The following is a 16,502-nucleotide window of genomic DNA, read 5'->3' on the forward strand; positions in this document are numbered from 1 at the left end:
GGAAGGAGTCTTCATCCAGCAAGTTCTGTACCACGGATTTTTAGAGGCGGAAAATAGCGGTGTGATTTAAGCTAAAGCAGTTTGAATTTCTGCCCGTAGTTCACTGAGTTGCTTTGCTTTTTTAAGTTTAGCCCACAACAGTTCGGCTTCACTATAACCTTGTGTGAGCATTCCTAGCCATTGCTTATAGCGTCCGACCAGTCCGGCATCGGTTTTGGTTGGACTGTCCAAGAAATCGAGTTGCAACTGCAGCAATGTCGCCCAGTCAATCTCAGCTTGACCACGAATGCGATTCACCAGATCTGGACGGGTGACTGCGCCGCGGCCCAGCATCAGATCTACACATCCTGATACCTGTTGACATCGTACGGCGTCATCTACAGTCCAGATTTCACCATTGGCGATCAGGGACATTTTGACGGCTTCGCGTACCGCAGGTAGCTTTTCCCAGTAGGCTGGCGGCTTATAGCCATCTGTTTTGGTACGGGCGTGAATAGTCAGCCACGCGGCTCCCGCTGCCTCTATCGCGCGGGCATTATCCAGTGTCCGGCTATCGTCAAGATAGCCAAGGCGCATTTTTGCGGAGACCGGGATATGAGCAGGTACGGCTTGGCGAACAGCACTGATAATCTGGTAAATCACCTCTGGCTCATCTAGAAGCACGGCACCGCCACGATGGCGATTGACGGTTTTTGCAGGACACCCAAAATTCAGATCAATCGCAGGCGCACCAAGTTCCGCTGCAAACGCAGCGTTGTCGGCCAAAGCGATCGGATCATTACCTAAAAACTGGATATGCACGGGCGTGCCGCTGTCAGTTTTGCAGGCATTGTGCAATTCTGGGCAGTAGCTGTGAATCACATGGGCTGGCAGAAGCTGATCGGTCACGCGAATAAACTCAGTTACGCACCAGTCGTAAGAACCGACTTCGGTGAGTAGACGACGCATGGGTGGGTCAGTGAGACCTTCCATGGGGGCGAGGATGAGTTTCATGCGGGGAAAATGTGGTCAGGTGCGATTCGGGAGGTCTTTATAGCGGATTTTGAGTAATAGGTAAACAAAACCTTGAGCCTGATTGGAAAAGTGGTCTATAGCAGTGAGGTTATCTATATAGAAAAGATTATTGGAACTAAAACGAGAGATTTGATGTCAAAAAAATCACCGCAGATATGCGGTGATTTTTTGACATGGTGAACCGACTTATTTAGAGAAGTCAGGGTTGGCTTTGATAAAGGCGTTTAGCTTGGAAATGTCAAAGCTACCAAAGCCTGTGGAAGCATCCCATCCTGCCTTAGCGACATAGCCTGGGTTACTGCCGTATCCGTTATTGCCCGAGGTGATGTCGTGAACCAATGTTGTATCGGTATTGGTTGAGAAGTATTTGTAGATACTGGCCGCTGGGAAACCAAGTGTATTGTTATTGGCTGACTGCAAGCGTGCCCAGATCCCGACAAAAATAGGTGAGGCTAAGCTTGTGCCACCATATTGAACAAGTTTACCGTTGTAATAGATTTGAGCACCGCTGTTTCCGTCGGCATCGAAGGCAATGTCAGGTAGTGCACGTTTTGTTGATCCTGTGATCGCTGTGGTTTGCCATGTGGGTGCCGCTTGCAAGGTACTATAGCCACCCCCTGTTGCCCAGATTCGTGTTCCAGACAGACCTTCATTCCAGACGGTTTCGCTGCTATAAGCGGTGCCATCGGTATAGAGTCCCGTTCCGCCTACGGCAATCGCGTACGGCGAACTGGCTGGTGTTGATACAGTGTAGTTTGCACCATTAGGTACGCCACCTGTTTTTTCATATACGCCTTCATCGCCGCTGGAAACCGAAACGGTTTGCCCTTGCGCAATAGCTTGTTTAAACACGGTATTGGTTGCATCGATGCTGTCATCGGTGCCTTCATATTGACCAAAAGATGCATTGATCACTTTGACAACGTTGTCAGTCACCGCACGATTAAAAGCGTTCACGATGGAAGCATTGGTGTTCCGATCTGGGGCATTATAGAAAATAATTTGTTTTACTGCGCCTCCTGCGGCACCTACGATTGACTGGCTATCCAGTTGCCATTCCGCATTTGATTTGGAGTGAGATCCCGAGCCAATATTGATAATGGATGTTGATACAGGGCTCAGATTGTTTGCTGTCGTATAAGTATTAAGATCTTTGACTGTGAGGGTTTGACTACCCCAAGTTACGATACCTACAGCCGTATTGGATGCTGTTGGTGTGGTTCCTGCACCGTATAATCTTGAGAAGTCGAGAGGGTTATGACCCACTTTTGCAGGTGTAGCGGAAGTACGAGCGTCAGAAGCTGTTTTTCCAGTACTTAATGGAACCTCATGGTGATAGGTGCGTGCAACTGCCGCTGTTTGTAGACCGAGAACCGTATCTACGATGCCACTCAATGATTGAGGAACCTGAGCATCGGTTGTGTTGGCAAAGACAGTACTACCGTCCTTTTGGAATTGTTTCAGCGTGGTATTAAATGCTTTTTTAGCAGTCGCAGTGGTTCCTGTCGCTGTAATGAATAAGCGGTTTGGAGCAACATTAATGTTGCTATAGCCAGCTTGAGTCAAATGTTTAACAACGGTATCAACTTGTTTTTGAGTTGGACCGTATTGCTCTGTAAATTGAGCGGGAGTTAAATATTGACGCGTAGCACCCGATAGGAAAAATTGAAGCTGTTTATCGAGCTGTGCTTCGTTGCGGAGCTTGAGTCCGACAGTGATTTCGACAGGCTCGTTACTGGAGAGCTCAGTTGCATTGGCCAGTACTGACGCTGATGGCGCACTTAATCCAGAGGTAGTTGCTTTCACTGCAGCGGGATTAAAGGCTTTAGTTTTGGTAGACACCCAAGCTTCGGCACCTTGTGCGGTCAACGATGTGGCAAGCGCTACAGAGATAGCGGCGGATAATACAGTCAAACGACGCGCTTGGGTAAAGCGCTTAGCGATAGATTGTTGCATATAAAACTCCGGATAATGAAGGTATGATGCGATTTGTCTTTTTACTGATTGGTCTGTTTGTTGGTAATGAAGACAATTTGAGTATAGGATTATTTATCCAAAAATAAAGTATTATTGTTCATTATAAATAGAAGGATTTATTTTTTAATTATCGTATGAATTCATAAGTTAAATAATTATATTTAAAAACGATATTGAGCTAATTTTAAAGTTGTTATTTTATATTTATTTGATTTTTAATAATTAAATTTTATTTTCGTATTATGTGTTATCAATCTTGGATAACGAATTCAGTGTTTGTGATATCAAAAGTTAATTTAACTTTTTTGTCAACATATGGGTCTGGTTATGGGGTTTTGTAAATATATATTAAAAATCATATTATCAATTTACATTTAAATATTTGTCTGTTTTAAATGTTATTTTGTCTGAAATAATAAATAATATTATTCTTAAATGATGACTTGGTCACATTTTGAACGGATTTTTAAATCTAGAGCACTCTTTTAATCTTCATTTGCGCGATAAGAGGGTGTCATCCCTGCCTGCATCTTGGGTGCAGTGCCTTCTTTATTCTGCTTAATCCTAAGCGCGCCAATCAATGGCAAAACATGATGCACATTTAAATTGGTCTGCGCACGCGTAGCCGCCACATAAAGCAAGCGTAGCTCTTCATCGGCAATCTGGGCTTCGTTTTTATTGATTTTATAGCTGTAGTCATCTTCAAGCTGGACGTTGTGCCACTCCAATCCCTTCGCTTTATGCGCAGTAGAAATCACGTAGTCTGCCGTGGCGATCGGGGTGATTTTGAGTAAGGCTTTTTTCAGGGGGTCGGTGCCATGATCATCAACCAGTTTCACCAAGGATTTGATGTCACTGCCATCATTGGTTTCACAGTATTCATGTACGTCCTGCCAGCTTGAAAACCATGCGAGTTCAGGTGCGTCAAAGACACGTCGCCCCGCCTTAAGTGACGCGGCGGCATCGACAAATTTCAATAAGCGTTCACTGTCTGCTTGCAGCGCAACTTTATCCCCATTGACGAGGCCTGAAAGCAATAACGACATGGCTCGGGCATTGGTACGGCACAAGATGGCATTTTTGACGCTCATGCGCGGAGATAAATCAATCTTGGATTGCTTGGAGGGCTCGCCTTCCAGCGGGACTTGCTCTTTGAGCTCACGTAAAAAAACATTAGCGACATCGGCAACAGCATCACCAAAGCGAAATGAGCGGGTGAGTCGAGTCGCAGTCAGAGGCAACTGCTGCATGGCATTGACCGCACCGCGCCAAGCGTAAATTTGCTGATGCGCATCGCCAACATAAATCACCTGCGCGCGCTTTTGTTTCATCAGCACACCCAGCATTAAGGGGTCAGAATCCTGTGCTTCATCAAACAGAATATAATCCACAGGGATGATCGGATCAGACAGTGCCCAGCATTTGAGATAAATGTCATGTCCGATTCCAGCTTGATGGCGAGGATCGATCGAATCTCGCCAGCGTTTTTCAACATGGGGAAATAGATACAAACGCAGACTTTCGACATCATCGGGGTGAAGCCATTCGGGCAGTTCAATATGACGTGGAGCAGGATGCTGGGCATTGGTTGCGCAGAAGCGGCTGACTGCATTGCTGATAAAACTGCCGAGACGACTGGGAGTCAGCGTAAAGTATTCAAAACGATTACCCAGCATGCGCCGAATTTTCATCGGCTCTAGTCGATATTCTTCTGCTAAACGGGATGGACTTAACCTCGGCAGCCGTAGCTTATCCGTGATGGCACGATTGACGTGACGAAATGCCATGGAGTGGAAGGTGCGGCAATCCACGTTGGCGTGAAAACGCGTTTTGGCGTGATCGGCAATGGCTTTATTAAAGGCTAAGTAGATCCCCTTTTTTTGTGGAATCGCTTGGCTGATCAGTTGCAAAGTCGTGGTTTTACCACTGCCGGCATAAGCAATAATTTTAAAAGACTGTCCGCTCTTGGCCTGCTCAATCGCTGTGGATTGCTCAGGCGTCGCAAGCGCTGCCTTTTGACCAGTTTTTTGTGTGGTATGGATGGTGTTCGGGTTTACAGAGTTGTTCACTTCAGATCAGGTACTCGCACGACGTCTTTCAAGTATACGCGCAAAGACCAATCCTAATTCAAATAATAACCACATCGGGATCGCCAGCATCGCCATACTGATCGCATCCGGTGGAGTCACAAACATGGCAATCGCAAAGCAACCCACGATGATATAGCGTCGTTTTGCGACCAATGAATCCACAGTCACAATTCCAGCCAGAACCAGTAAGAGGGTCGCAATCGGAATCTCGAAGGTTAAACCAAAGACTAGGAATAACTTTAAACAAAAGTTTAAATAGAGATTGATATCCGTCATTGGCACCACGCTATGCGGTGCAATATGAATAAAGAATGTCAGGATTGAGGGCAACGTAATAAAGTAAGCAAATGCCACACCGACATAAAACAGAAGAATACTGGAAGTCAGCATGGGGATCGCGATCTTACGCTCGTGCTTATACAGGGCTGGCGCAATAAACTGCCAAATCTGATGCAGGATATAGGGCATACCAATCATAATCGCGACAAAGAACGTCAGCTTAAACGGTGCCATGAAGGTCGAGGTAATATCAGTCGCAATCATGGTCGCATTATGTGGAAGCTGTGCGCGCAATGGCACCGACAGCATTTCGTACAAGTCACGTGCAAAATACGCCAATGAGAAGAAAATCAATCCGACACAGCTGAAAATTCGAATGAGATGCTTACGCAGTTCAATCAGGTGTGCGGTGATCGGCATCTCTGCGTGATCATCGTTTGATTCAGGTGGGGGTAAGGCTTCAGTCATGGGTGTTTTTGTATTCTTCGGTGAGTGTCGTCTCATGTAGAGGACGAATTGCTTTGCGGTGCTGATAAGGTGCTGCTGGAATCAATGCGTCGCGTTCGGATTGAGAAATGACGACAAAATCACGTTGCACAAAGGAATGGGTTGGTGTCGCTTCGGCATTTCCTTTGATGGATTGTTCTAAGCTGCTCATTTCACCTTGGATGTTTTGATGAATACTGTTCATCTCACTGCCAATCGACTGTTCGGCTTGGCGGATTTTCTCAAGTTCGTCGTTCATGCGTTTACGCATTTCAGCCAGATTGACCTCTTGCTCAATCTCCGCCTGAATCGTCGCAATACTGCGACGAATACGACCATACCATGCCCCAGCCATGCGTGCAGCGTGAGGGAGTTTTTCAGGTCCGAGCACAATTAATGCGACGGCGCCCAGCAGTAAAATTTCAGTAAAGCCTATATCTAACACGTCAGGATTCTCTTAAAACTCGTTAAAGTTGTGCAGTATCAGTGCCGCGCTGCTTAAAGAAATGACACCGTTTAGACTTTGTCTTTATCGTGCTGTTCGGTGCGCTGTGCAGTGCCATCTAGGGTACGGTCTTGATTCAATTTAGCCGCATCTTCATCTTTCATCGATTCTTTGAAGCCTTTGACTGCGCCGCCCAGATCTTTACCTATATTTTTCAGTTTAGATGTACCGAAAACCAGAATGACAACGACCAAAATCAAAATCAAATGCGCGGGAGATAAACCAAACATGACGATGTCCTCTATATGTTTTTTAACAGGGTTGAGCCCTCTAAAAAAAGAGGGGTCAACAATAAAATAATCAATCAAAAATAGATGGGTAATCCGTACTCATCCGTTTAGCCTTCTGTGCGAGAGGCTTTTTCAGCCAGCCCAGAAAGATTGAAACGTCTTGCCAACTCATCCAATACGGCTTGAGGAGGGACATTAAACTGCCCCAGCATGACGATAGCATGAAACCAGAGGTCCGCGGTTTCATAAATAAGGTCTTGTGTGTCTGTTTCGCTGGCATCTTTTGCGGCAAGAACGGTCTCAAAGGCTTCTTCACCCACTTTTTCTAAAATCTTATTCAAGCCTTTATGATAGAGGCTGGCAACATAAGATGAGTTCGGGTCGGCGCCTTTACGCGCTTGAACAATTTGCCCGAGCTGCGCAAGCACATCGATGGTTTCCGAGTTGGGAACGTCATCAATAGTGGGTGTCGCACCGTGATCGTGTTTATGATCATGGCTATTGGCATCACCATAAATCGCCTTCGGATCTTTCTTAACCGCATCGACAATTTGCCAGCCGTCTGGGGTCAGCACACGATAGAAGCAAGATTCGCGCCCAGTGTGGCATGCAATGCCGCCCTGCTGGGTGATCTGAAGCACAATCACATCGCCATCACAATCCAAACGAATTTCATGCACATCTTGCGTATGACCCGAGCTTTCCCCTTTATGCCAAAGTGCTTGGCGTGAGCGTGAGAAATACACGCCTTGTCTACGCTCAGCAGTTAGTTGCAAAGATTCTTTATTCATCCATGCCACCATCAAGATCTGACCAGTATCGCGGTCTTGGGCTATGGCAGGGATCAGGCCGTGTGCATCAAATTTGACGTCATCTAGCCAAGATGCTTGGGATGTGCGGTTCATGCAGCTCGCTCGTTTTTTAAAAATAGCAATATAGGGAATCTATTGTAGAAGATGTTGGGCAAAATGTGGGGATTCAATCATATGAATCCTGTCGAAAGATGGTGCGAGAATCGACTTTAGATTGCTCAATAAATTTAGCGCGTGTTTTGTAATCAACTTAGATTCTGTGCAAAGTGATGTGATATTTTCCAATAGGTCAAGATTTTAAATGTCGATCAACAAGGTCGATGTTTGTTTTAACAGTTTGCTTAATTGCTGTGATCTACCCCCTTCGTTGTTTGATCAGAAAATTGCCGTGAGTCATCAGGGACGTTTCTATGAAAATCTCTAATCCGTTTGCCGAGTTGACCGGACCACAACTCCATGCCTTTATCGCTGCGTTGTCAGGTTGGTCGCTTGATGCTTTTGATTTTTTCCTTTTTGTCTTTGCGATTAAGTCGATCGCAGGTGATTTTCATACCGATGTCAAAGCAGTATCCGAAGGCATCTTTTTGACTTTAGCCATGCGCCCAGTGGGCGCATTATTATTTGGTTGGTTGGCCGAGCGTTATGGCCGACGACCGATACTGATGATTAATGTGGTGAGCTTTGCCATTTGTGAATTGGCGTCCGCATTTGCACCGAGTCTTGCTGTTTTACTCGCTTTCCGTGCCTTGTTTGGGCTCGCCATGGGCGGAGAGTGGGGGATTGGCGCAGCGCTTGCTCTTGAAACACTGCCTGCAACGAATCGTGGTTTTTTCTCTGGTCTCCTGCAAGAAGGCTATGTACTTGGCTATTTAATGGCGGCATTGGTTTTTAAATTTGCATTTGATCATGTTGGCTGGCGTGGGATGTTTATCATCGGTGCGTTGCCTGCTCTGCTCGTGTTTTTTATTCGACGTTCAGTGCAAGAGTCTCCCGCGTGGCTGGCAGGGGCAAAACAGAAACGACAAACCATCGGGGAGATGTGGGGTGCCGTGCGTGGGCATATTCCGCTGATGTTGTTTATGGTGGTGATCATGGTGTGTTTCACGGCTTTAAGTCACGGTTCTCAAGATCTATACCCCACGTTCTTACAGGTTCAACATGGCTATGGCACCGATATCACGGCAAATATCGCGATTGTTTTAAATCTTGGTGCGCTGTGTGGCGGTGTTTTATTTGGTTCTTTGTCTTCTCGCTTAGGGCGACGAAAGACCATCGCCTTAGCCGCGCTTCTGGTCCTACCAATGATCCCCCTTTGGGCTTATGCGGCGACCCCTGTTATGTTTGCTCTTGGTGCTTTCTGCATGCAACTCATGGTTCAAGGGGCTTGGGGGGTTGTTCCTGCCCATTTGAATGAATTATCCCCCCCTGCTGTCCGCGCCATTCTGCCCGGTTTTGCATATCAACTCGGTAATTTGGCTACATCGAAGATGGCGCCCTTTCAAGCGAGTATCGCGGAATCCCATAGCAATAATTTTGCGCTGGCGCTGTCATGGACCATCGGGGTTGCTGCAGTTATTTTGGCCATTGTGGCCTGGTTTGGATATGAAGCTAAAGATGTGGATTTGACAAAGTCGAGCTAGGCAGTAAGGGCTTTAGCAAAATTTTAGAGTCCCGTAACAGTTTTGAATGGGTGTTTGGGCAAGGTCAAACGCGGGGAGAATAACCTGCGTTCCAAATACACCCGTCAGCGCAGTGAGCAGAGGAATATCAATTTCATTATTGCTGTTCAGGTTATTGATCGTGATCGATGGCAGGGACAACCACCAGCCTGTTTGCGCAGCTGGAGCATCAAATGCACCCGTACTGATCGTTTGCCATTTCAACGCGGTTTTCTGTAGGGATAAATAGACGTCAGAGGTTGCCGTACCGTCGGCATTCGTGAGCGCTAGATTATGGACGGAGGATAGGGGCTCACTGTCCAAGGTAATATTGCTCAGTGTGAGATTAGAGATTGTCGGCAAGATTCCCCCCAGTTTGAGAGATCCCGTTGTTGCGCTAATACCATTTAAGGTGATCGTTGAGGCACGAGTGAGCGACTGGGTGGAGGAATAGTTGGCGATGGTTGCCGTCGTGGTCAAGAGTCCGCCACCAATTTTAATATTATTGAGTTTGCCATTAATGATGTTGACTGTGAGATTACCACTCAGGCTTGAAATACCCGTGTCATCGGCTGTCGTTGTGGTGTCATCATTCGTTCCGATCGAGAGTCTACCTAAGATACTCGCTGCACCGATTCGAAATCCCTCTACTTCTCGGGTCGATAAACTGGTTGGATTCTTAATCGCAAATTCAAGATACGGGTTGGTGATGGTTGCGTCAGAACTGGCATAACTGCCGTCTGATCCTGGATTGAGCCCAGTTAAGCTGACATTGGATAGATTGATGTCGCACCCCGGGCCATTAACCCCACCGCAGCCTAATTGCAGGGATTGGATATTGGTATTAATCGAGGTCGTTGCTTGTAAACCCACCCGGTAGAAGCCAACATTGGCAGTGGTGCTGCCATCGACCATATTGTTATTGCCGCTTGCTCCAGGGGCGACATATGTCAGGTTGAGTAGTGACTGTCCAGTGGCTTCTGACATCTCTGCATCTGGCATGACGGTCATTTTTGACCATGCTGATTGACTCAAAGGAATGAGCATCGTCGTTAAGATCGCTTGTGCAAGGTATTGTTGTAATTTGCGCATGATCAGGGTTGGCATGATGGTCGCTACGACGTCCTGTCCGTATTAGTCATGCATAAAACGGTGCAACAAAATTATGGAGCAACCATGAAGCAGAATCTGCTTGCAAATGCCGCGTCGCCGCGGCATGTTAATCAGATTCCCTCCATGAGAAATTTGCTGCGTGCGCTCATTTTTAAAACTCGTCTCAATCCGTTTGCCCATTGCGATTCGCCTCTTTATGGCCATCCTTTTGACCGCGGTGACGATTACGCTTTTGGGTCTGTGGATGTTCCATTTGGCGATGCGCGATGGCTTTGCGGTCTATGTTGCACAGATTGAGATCAATAAACTCCAGGGTTTGGTTACGCAACTGCAACAAGATTATGAGCGATCAGGGCATTGGCCCGAGTTATCAGAGGATGAAAAGCATCAGTGGTTGCGGGCACAGTTTCATCATCATATGTTTAGCAAGTTCAGTGAAAAAAAAGAAGCGCGCAGACTCATGCTGCCAAATTACCAGCCATCAACTTCAGAACCACCTCCGAACGGAGTTGATAATCATCGGCCTTATCCGCCGACGCTGAGTGACTCTGGGCCCCAAGCCCTTTTCGAGATGAAACGTTTAAAAATGCCGCCGCCGTTATTTGGAGGATTTCCTGATCGGCTGGACATAGGCAGTCGCTTGGGTCTCATTGATTCGCAAGGCATATTGGTCGCGGGTGCTTATGCCACAAATCGTGCGCCCAGATTAGTGATCCGAGTTCATGAAAAGACTGTTGGCTATCTGACTCTTGAGCCGCGTATCGATCCTGATGATGCACTGTCCAAAGCATTTTTTACTCAGCAAAAAGAGCAACTGTTTTGGATTGGCATCGGTTGTATTGTCATGAGCGCAGTAGTGGCGGGGCTGTTGGCTCGTCATTTCCGGCGCCCCATCCAAACGCTTATGGATTCTGCAAATCATCTGATTCATGGGCAGTACACGTTCAAAAATCACATCAATCGTTCGGATGAACTGGGTGATTTGGGTAAAACCATGAACCAACTGTCAGAAATCTTGAGTCAACATGAGTCCTCACGTCGGCAATGGGTTGCCGACACTTCTCACGAACTGCGTACTCCGGTCAGTGTATTACAAGCGCAAATTGAAGCGATGCAGGATGGTGTACGTGAGCCTAGTGTTCAACATTTACAGGCAATGCATGGGCAAGTGAGTGCTCTGTCACGCTTATTAAATGATGTCTATGAACTGGCGCGGGCCGATGTGGGGCAGCTCTCTTGTCATCTACGCATCACTGAGCCTTGGACAGTTGTTCATGCGGAGTGCGAAGGATTTAGTGAGCCGATGCAATCACAAGGGTTGGAGTTGCAAGTTATTCCGCCCAATTTTTCTATACAGCTCGAAATTGATGCGGATCGGATCCGTCAAGTGGTGGCCAATTTACTCGAAAATAGCCGACGCTACACCGATCCCGGTGGTGTAGTACGGGTCAGTACCGAATTACAACTTATCCAAAAGGAACGATTTTGGACCTTGTTGATCGACGATAGCTTGCCGAGTGTCTCGAATAACGTCCTTTCTCATTTAGGTGAGCGTTTTTTTCGTGCAGATTCTTCGCGGACCAGAGCAACGGGTGGCGCAGGATTAGGTCTTGCGTTATCTCGCCAGATCGCGGAAATGCATGGGGGTGATTTATTGTTTGAGCATTCTCCATTGGGTGGGCTCCGAGCGATTTTACGCTTGCCTGTCAGGCAAATCATTCATGAAAATTAATGGTAGAGGTGTGATGTGGCATATGTGATGGTGGTTGAGGATGAAAAAGAGCTCGCGAGTTTAATCGAGGATTATTTGCGCCATGCCGGTTTTGACGTCGGTGTCTATCATGATGGTCAGCGCGCTTTTGATGTCATCCATCAGAAAGTACCTGACTTGATTGTGCTCGATATCATGCTACCGCGTATGGATGGCATTACGATGTGTCATGCGATTCGCCAGTTCTCAGAAGTGCCGATTATTATGGTGACGGCCCGCAGTGAAGAGATTGATCGGTTATTGGGCTTGCGAATAGGCGCGGATGATTATTTGTGTAAACCATTTAGTCCTCGAGAGTTGGTGGCGCGGGTTCAGGCCGTTTTGCGCCGCTATCAGTATGGTCTGGCATTAGCACAAGAAAATTCAACCGATTTGGGCTTTAAGGTTGATGAGTTAGGGCGGCGGGTTCTGTTTGACGGCAAACCTTTATTGTTGACGCCATACGAATACAACTTATTGAGTTTATTTATCAAAAATGCAGGGCGGGTCTACTCTCGGGCGCAATTATTAGATCATTTGAGCCCTGATAGCATCGATGTGGCGGACCGAGTGATTGATAGTCATATCAAAAATCTGCGTCGCAAGCTAAGTGAGGCAGCCAAACGTACCGATCAATATGAGTGGATTCAGTCCATCTATGGTGTGGGTTATCGTTTTGAATGGCCAGAGTCGTCTTAGTCAGTTGACGCTCATGATGGTTTGCCCATCAATTACATCGCCGCTATGGAAGTCTTTGTATTGGCCCTGTAATCTCTTCGGATTAGGATAATTAAAAAGATCATGAAGAGGAAGAATCATTATGGCAAGTACATCTCACCCCATTTCTAAAACATCAGTCACTGAAAAGCCCTTATTGGTGTCGATTAGTGGTTATGCACTACTAGTGGTTGCATTAGTTCTATTGGCTTTTGCAGGGATTTCATTTTTGCAGGCGCACGAACCAACGATCTTATCGGTCACGCTATTTGTTTTGAGTCTGCTTATTTTTAAAGGCATGTCGGTGATTGCGCCGAATGAGGCAGTCATTACAACCTTTCTTGGCACCTATATGGGTACCATGAAAAAGAGTGGGCTGCGTTGGGTCAATCCCTTTTATAGTAAGCAGAAAATCAGCCTCCGTGCCCGGAATCTCAATGGTCAAGCGCTGAAAGTGAATGATAAAAGTGGTAATCCTATCGAAATTGCAGCCGTTGTGGTGTGGCAGGTGGACGATACTGCACGTGCGACGTTTGATGTCGATGACTATTCAGTATTTGTACATATTCAGTCCGAAGCTGCGGTGCGTAAGCTTGCAAGTTCCTATGCATATGATCATAGCGAAGATGACCATGCCGATATCACCCTGCGGGATAGTACCGGATTGATCAATGAGTACTTAGAGCGTGAATTAAATGAGCGTTTGGCACGTGCGGGTGTGGTTGTAATCGAAGCACGAATCAGTCATTTGGCCTATGCACCTGAAATTGCACAAGCGATGCTTCAACGTCAGCAAGCAGCAGCGATGATCGCCGCGCGTCGTCAGATTGTCGATGGTGCTGTGGGTATGGTCGAAATGGCACTCCTGCGCCTTGAAGATAAAGGGACGGTAACGCTGGATACCGACCGTAAAGCGGCACTGGTGAGCAATCTTTTGATCGTGCTGTGCGGGGAAAAAAGTGTTAGTCCTATTGTGAATACCAGTGCATAAGTCATCACCATGTTAGAACAAGAGGTTGGTGCCAGTGATAGCGCATGCGAACTTTGTGGGCGTGCGCAGTTGCCTTTGACCCGCCATCATCTGATTCCTCAGTCTCGTCATAATAAAACCCGCACGCAGCGTTTCTTCGATAAGCAAGATATGCAGCAGCGGATTGCGCTGCTGTGTCATCCTTGTCATTCACAAGTGCATGCGGTTTTGGACAATGCCACATTGATGCAGCATTACAATACAGTTGAAGCTCTGGCAGGTCACCCTGAAATTGCTAAATTCTCAGCTTGGGTGGCTTCTAAGCCGGCGGGTTTAAAAGTTGCTATTCGTCATAAGAAATAAGAGATCTGTCCTATTTTTTGAGTATATTTAATTCTTGCTGAATCTGACTTTCGAGCCACTTGCGTAATTCAAGACGAATCGGGTCAAGCGAGCGCTCAATGATTGTGTCAATTTGCTGATGGAGACGTTTTTCAAACTCAGGTTGAGTGGTGATCTCTGTAATGGGTGCGGCAAGATTTTTGGAAGGACTCTCGGTTTTATTTTTTTGAATCGGAGCTTGAGTGGGCGACGTGATGGGTTCGACATCATCAGTGTCGTTTTGCAGGGATTTTTCCCATTCATCAAAGTCGGTATTGGGGTCTAACAACAAGCAGACGCTACTTAAGTCACGTAGGCATTGCCGACGCTCAGCGTACGGGGTTGCGAGCCATCGACTGGGGAAGTCAGCACCAAGTTGTAAGGACATAAAACATACTCTCGAATTTCGTAAAATGATTTTTTTTTGATTATTTGATCTGATGGGTGATCGGGGTAATTCCTTGCTGTTTATATGCTTTAAACCGTTCACGTCCCGCTGCCTTAGCAGCTTCATTGGCCGCAATGATTTCAATCACACGATCAAAGCGGCTGAGTGCTTCAGCGGATGTTACTGCATGTCCGCTGAGATTAAGGCAGCCCACTTTTTGCGGTGTCGCCTGCAAAAAATCGTCAGGAATATTTAAACCCAGACAAATGGGTGCTCGTGCATCATCAATGTCATGCGGAATAAAACTGGACGCTTGAAAGTCCCACAACAATTGATCGAAGCGCTCCAAGGCTTCTGCCGATTCGCACCATACAAATAGAGGTAACCCTTCTTGCAGGGCGCGTTGGCAAAGACGACAGGCGAATAACTCATGACTCGCCTGTACATCATTCAATACATAAAAGTTGACAGCACTCACAAGCGCTTCCTTTTATTTTATACGCCAGCCCGCTTTCTTAAAAACTGCATTAGGAGTGGGACTGGACGGCCAGTTGATCCTTTATTTGCACCGCTAGTGTTCGCAGTTCCCGCGATATCCAAATGCGCCCAGCGGTATTGCTTGGTATAACGCCACAAGAAACATGCTGCGGTAGTTGCGCCTGCAGTGCGTCCACCGATATTGGCCATGTCTGCTACAGGGGAGTCAAGTAATTCTTGATAATCCTCAAGCAATGGCAAGCGCCATGCTCGGTCATGAACTTCCAGACCCGCTTGTAGTATTTCAGCAACTAACTCTTCATCGGCACTGAACAAGCCCGAGACGATCTCACCCAGTGCAACGACACAAGCGCCAGTCAGAGTTGCCATATCGATAACGATTTCTGGATTGAAGCGCTCAATGTAGGTCAGGGTATCGCACAGTACTAAACGGCCTTCAGCGTCGGTATTCAAAATTTCAATTGTTTGGCCGCTCATGGAGGTCACGATGTCACCAGGACGGGTTGCACGACCAGATGGCATATTCTCCGCACAGGCCAATGCACCAACGACATTAATCGGAAGTTTAGCGACACAAACTGCGCGAATGATCCCCAGTACGGATGCTGCGCCGCTCATATCAAACTTCATATCTTCCATGCCGGGACCGGGTTTTAGCGAAATACCGCCTGTATCAAAAGTTACGCCTTTTCCAACTAAAACAACAGGCTTACTGTCATCTTTTTTACCATTATATTCAAGAGTAACGAGTCGACCCGGACGCTCAGAACCTTTGGACACTGCTAGAAACGAGTGCATGCCTAACTCAGCCATCTGTGCTTCATCTAGAACCGAGGTCTTGAGCACGTCTGGAAATTCAGCAGCTAATGCAATCGCTTGATCTGCAAGGTATTCTGGGAAGCAGATATTGCCAGGTTGGTTAGCCAAATTGCGGGTAAAGCTTTGCCCGATATGAACTGCATTGACTAAGTTGATCCGCGCTTGCAGAGCATCGGCTTGAGCCGATTGCAGCGTAATGCTTTTCAGTTTATTGGTTGATTTTTTACTTTTATAAACATCGAATTGATAGGCTTTGTTGGCGAGTGCAAGAGCGAAAGGCTCAATCGCAGCATCCGGTAGGCTATCAATGGCAATAACAGCATGGGGCGTACGTTCTGCGAGCGCTTTAATGATACTTGCGGCTAGCTTCTGCGCTTGACCTGCGTTTAATTCATTGATGGTGCCAGCACCAACAATCAGTATTTGTTCAAATCCATCTTGCTCTGCTTGATACAATGGCAGAGTTTCACCCAGTTTTGCAGAGAAACCTGCACGACTTGCACTGGCCTGAATGGCTTGTTGTGCGCTGGCCGATAGGGTGGTTGGCAAGCCTGAAAGCGCGTCACTATCGAGTAAAATAACCAAGACATCTTCAGATGAGGCGGTAACCTGAGCGGTTGTCAGTAGGGAGAGTGCAGAACTTAAAAGCGGAGAGTCTTGAGTGTGAGTAGCGGATGGCATGAGTCGTGGTGTCCAATGAGTTTAACAGGCTTAACGATATTGAGAGTTTGGTGCTGCAAAATGCTTTGCAACTTATCCCTCATTAAAACATTGTCACTCCTTGATGAACAGTAGTTAGATTGTGATTTAAGCAT

The 16,502-nt window shown here is 46.8% G+C and carries 16 protein-coding genes; 5 read left to right on the forward strand and 11 right to left on the reverse strand.

Annotated features, from left to right (window positions below; translation table 11 throughout):
- Positions 1-66: 66 nt before the first annotated feature.
- The 7 genes from HYN46_RS00895 to hisIE all read right to left on the reverse strand — a co-directional run bounded on the left by HYN46_RS00895 (position 67) and on the right by hisIE (position 7,486).
- A complete protein-coding gene (locus tag HYN46_RS00895) occupies positions 67-993 on the reverse strand; it encodes a tRNA dihydrouridine synthase (protein ID WP_114897688.1) in 927 nt (308 codons plus the stop codon).
- Positions 994-1,200: 207 nt separating this feature from the next.
- Positions 1,201-2,970 carry a S53 family peptidase gene (locus HYN46_RS00900; protein WP_114897689.1) on the reverse strand — a complete coding sequence of 590 codons (1,770 nt, stop codon included), beginning with the start codon at positions 2,968-2,970 and terminating at the stop codon, positions 1,201-1,203.
- A gap of 506 nt (positions 2,971-3,476) precedes the next feature.
- Positions 3,477-5,033, reverse strand: a complete 1,557-nt coding sequence (locus tag HYN46_RS00905; RefSeq protein ID WP_114900501.1) for a UvrD-helicase domain-containing protein — start codon at positions 5,031-5,033, stop codon at positions 3,477-3,479.
- Between the two features lie 33 nt (positions 5,034-5,066).
- Positions 5,067-5,828: a twin-arginine translocase subunit TatC gene (gene tatC, locus HYN46_RS00910; protein ID WP_114897690.1), complete on the reverse strand. Its 762-nt coding sequence runs from the start codon at positions 5,826-5,828 to the stop codon at positions 5,067-5,069.
- The gene (tatB, locus tag HYN46_RS00915) at positions 5,821-6,291 is read right to left on the reverse strand and encodes a Sec-independent protein translocase protein TatB (RefSeq protein WP_114897691.1); all 471 of its coding nucleotides are present in this window, start codon (positions 6,289-6,291) and stop codon (positions 5,821-5,823) included. Before tatB ends, tatC begins: the two co-directional genes overlap by 8 nt.
- Positions 6,292-6,362: 71 nt before the next feature.
- The gene (gene tatA / locus HYN46_RS00920; RefSeq protein WP_114897692.1) at positions 6,363-6,581 is read right to left on the reverse strand and encodes a Sec-independent protein translocase subunit TatA; all 219 of its coding nucleotides are present in this window, start codon (positions 6,579-6,581) and stop codon (positions 6,363-6,365) included.
- Positions 6,582-6,688: 107 nt separating this feature from the next.
- Entirely contained in the window at positions 6,689-7,486 is a 798-nt protein-coding gene (hisIE, locus tag HYN46_RS00925) for a bifunctional phosphoribosyl-AMP cyclohydrolase/phosphoribosyl-ATP diphosphatase HisIE (RefSeq protein WP_114897693.1), read from the reverse strand.
- Positions 7,487-7,803: 317 nt separating this feature from the next.
- Between hisIE and HYN46_RS00930 the strand changes: the two genes are divergently transcribed.
- Positions 7,804-9,033 carry an MFS transporter gene (locus HYN46_RS00930; RefSeq protein WP_114897694.1) on the forward strand — a complete coding sequence of 410 codons (1,230 nt, stop codon included), beginning with the start codon at positions 7,804-7,806 and terminating at the stop codon, positions 9,031-9,033.
- 12 nt (positions 9,034-9,045) lie between these two features.
- Here the strand turns inward: HYN46_RS00930 and HYN46_RS00935 are convergent, their stop codons facing one another.
- A complete protein-coding gene (locus HYN46_RS00935; RefSeq protein WP_114897695.1) occupies positions 9,046-10,158 on the reverse strand; it encodes a hypothetical protein in 1,113 nt (370 codons plus the stop codon).
- A gap of 145 nt (positions 10,159-10,303) precedes the next feature.
- On the opposite strand from HYN46_RS00935, the gene HYN46_RS00940 reads away from it, so the two are divergent.
- From HYN46_RS00940 to HYN46_RS00955, 4 genes are all read left to right on the forward strand, one after another.
- Positions 10,304-11,896: an ATP-binding protein gene (locus tag HYN46_RS00940; RefSeq protein ID WP_114897696.1), complete on the forward strand. Its 1,593-nt coding sequence runs from the start codon at positions 10,304-10,306 to the stop codon at positions 11,894-11,896.
- A 15-nt stretch (positions 11,897-11,911) separates the two neighbouring features.
- Positions 11,912-12,613, forward strand: a complete 702-nt coding sequence (locus tag HYN46_RS00945) for a response regulator (protein WP_114897697.1) — start codon at positions 11,912-11,914, stop codon at positions 12,611-12,613.
- A gap of 121 nt (positions 12,614-12,734) precedes the next feature.
- The gene (locus tag HYN46_RS00950) at positions 12,735-13,622 is read left to right on the forward strand and encodes an SPFH domain-containing protein (protein ID WP_114897698.1); all 888 of its coding nucleotides are present in this window, start codon (positions 12,735-12,737) and stop codon (positions 13,620-13,622) included.
- 9 nt (positions 13,623-13,631) lie between these two features.
- Positions 13,632-13,964, forward strand: a complete 333-nt coding sequence (locus tag HYN46_RS00955) for a hypothetical protein (RefSeq protein ID WP_114897699.1) — start codon at positions 13,632-13,634, stop codon at positions 13,962-13,964.
- A 10-nt stretch (positions 13,965-13,974) separates the two neighbouring features.
- On the opposite strand, the gene HYN46_RS00960 is transcribed toward HYN46_RS00955, so the two are convergent.
- Genes HYN46_RS00960 through HYN46_RS00970 form a run of 3 tightly spaced genes read right to left on the reverse strand, consistent with a single transcriptional unit; the run spans position 13,975 to position 16,368 of the window.
- Positions 13,975-14,370 carry a hypothetical protein gene (locus tag HYN46_RS00960; RefSeq protein WP_114897700.1) on the reverse strand — a complete coding sequence of 132 codons (396 nt, stop codon included), beginning with the start codon at positions 14,368-14,370 and terminating at the stop codon, positions 13,975-13,977.
- Positions 14,371-14,410: 40 nt separating this feature from the next.
- Positions 14,411-14,848: a DNA polymerase III subunit chi gene (locus tag HYN46_RS00965; RefSeq protein WP_114897701.1), complete on the reverse strand. Its 438-nt coding sequence runs from the start codon at positions 14,846-14,848 to the stop codon at positions 14,411-14,413.
- A 17-nt stretch (positions 14,849-14,865) separates the two neighbouring features.
- Positions 14,866-16,368: a leucyl aminopeptidase gene (locus HYN46_RS00970; RefSeq protein ID WP_114897702.1), complete on the reverse strand. Its 1,503-nt coding sequence runs from the start codon at positions 16,366-16,368 to the stop codon at positions 14,866-14,868.
- Positions 16,369-16,502 lie beyond the last annotated feature (134 nt).

This window comes from Aquirhabdus parva (assembly GCF_003351745.1).
Lineage (GTDB): Bacteria > Pseudomonadota > Gammaproteobacteria > Pseudomonadales > Moraxellaceae > Aquirhabdus > Aquirhabdus parva.